This is a genomic window from Rhodoferax sp. RT5P35 (assembly GCF_056521385.1).
In genome coordinates, this window is the sequence record NZ_JBWMAX010000071.1 from 1 (window position 1) to 1707 (window position 1707).

The following is a 1707-nucleotide window of genomic DNA, read 5'->3' on the forward strand; positions in this document are numbered from 1 at the left end:
AAATCCGCACCCCGATGAACGCCATCATCGGCATGTCGGGTCTGGCGCTGGCGGGCGAGCTCAGCCCGCGCCAGGCCAACTACATCCAAAAGGTCAACGCCGCCGCCAAAAACCTGCTGGGCATCATCAACGACATCCTGGACTTCTCCAAGATCGAGGCCGGCAAAATGGCCATTGAATCCACGCCGTTTGCGCTGGACGAGGTGCTCACCACCCTGGCCAGCCTGGTGGCCGAAAAAGCCCACAGCAAAGGCCTGGTGCTGCGGGTGGAATCTGCCGCCGACATTCCTGCCATGCTGCAGGGCGACCCGCTGCGGCTGGGCCAGGTACTGCTGAACCTGGTGGGCAATGCCATCAAATTCACCGAGCGGGGCGAGATCGTGGTGGCGGTGCGCCGCCTGGCCCCGGACGACCCGCTGTGGTCGGCCAGTGGCGAGCAGCTCACGCTGCACTTTGCGGTCACCGACGCAGGCATCGGCCTCACGCCCGAGCAGCAAGGCAAGCTGTTCAACGCCTTTACCCAGGCCGACTCGTCCACCTCGCGGCGCTTTGGCGGCACCGGGCTGGGGCTGACCATCTGCAAAACCCTGGTCCATTTGATGGGCGGCAGCATTGGGGTGCACAGCACCGCCGGGGAGGGCAGCACGTTTTACTTCACCATCAACACCACTCCCTCGCAGGCACCCAGCCGCGCGCTGGCCGCGCCGGGCCCGGCCAGCGACCCGGCGCAGGGTCTGGTGGGCGTGCGGGTGCTGCTGGTGGAAGACAATGAAGTCAACCAGGAACTGGCGCTGGACCTGCTCACCAGCGCAGGCATGTTGGTGGAGGTGGCCAACAACGGCCAGGAAGCCGTGGACCGGGTGGAGGCTGCGGAAAAGGCCGGCAGCACCGCGTTCGACCTGGTACTGATGGACTGCCAGATGCCGGTGATGGATGGCTTTACCGCCACCCGTCTGCTGCGCCAGGACCCGCGTTGGGCCCAGCTGCCCATCATCGCCATGACCGCCAACGCCATGAGTGGCGACCGCGAGAAGGTGTTGGCCGTGGGCATGAACGACCACATCGGCAAACCGCTGGATGTGGCCGCGATGTTCGCCACCATCGCCCGCTGGGTGACACCTAAGAGCCCAGCCAGGGCCGCGGTCGCGCCGCCACGCGTGCTTCCCGGGGCCGCCGATCCCACGCAAAGGTTCCAGGGCCTGGACCGCGTGCCCGGCCTGGACTGGGCCGCCGGGTTGCGCGTGGCCGGTGGCAAGGCCGATCTGTACGCCCGCCTGCTGCTGCGGTTTGCCGCCACGCAGCGCGACTTCAGCGCCCAGTTCGACCGCTTGCGCGCTGACCTGACCAGCCCGGCCCAGCAGGAGGGCCTGGTGCGCCATGTCCACACCCTGAAGGGATTGGCGGGCAATATCGGCGCGCAGGACTTGCAGCAGACGGCCCACAGCCTGGAGCTGGCGTGCGCCGCGCCGCGGGTCCCGGCGGCAGAAATGCAGTTGTTGTGTGACGCGGTGGATGCCTGCTTGTGTGCGGTGGTGGCGGGTATAGATGGCTGGGAACAGACAGCACACACGGCGCAGATGGCACCCACTGCCGCTGCTGCACCCCGTACTGTCGTGCCGCCCGATGTGCCCCCCTTGCTGGCCGAACTGGAGCAACTGGTGCAAGACAGCGATGCCCAGGCGTTGGACGAGGCAGAGCGCTGTGCCA

At 67.3% G+C, this 1707-nt stretch carries 1 protein-coding gene; it reads left to right on the top strand.

Annotated elements, in window-relative coordinates; all coding sequences use genetic code 11:
- Positions 1-1707 (top strand): ATP-binding protein (locus tag AC097L_RS23670; protein ID WP_479589187.1); only part of this gene is annotated, 1707 nt, incomplete at both ends.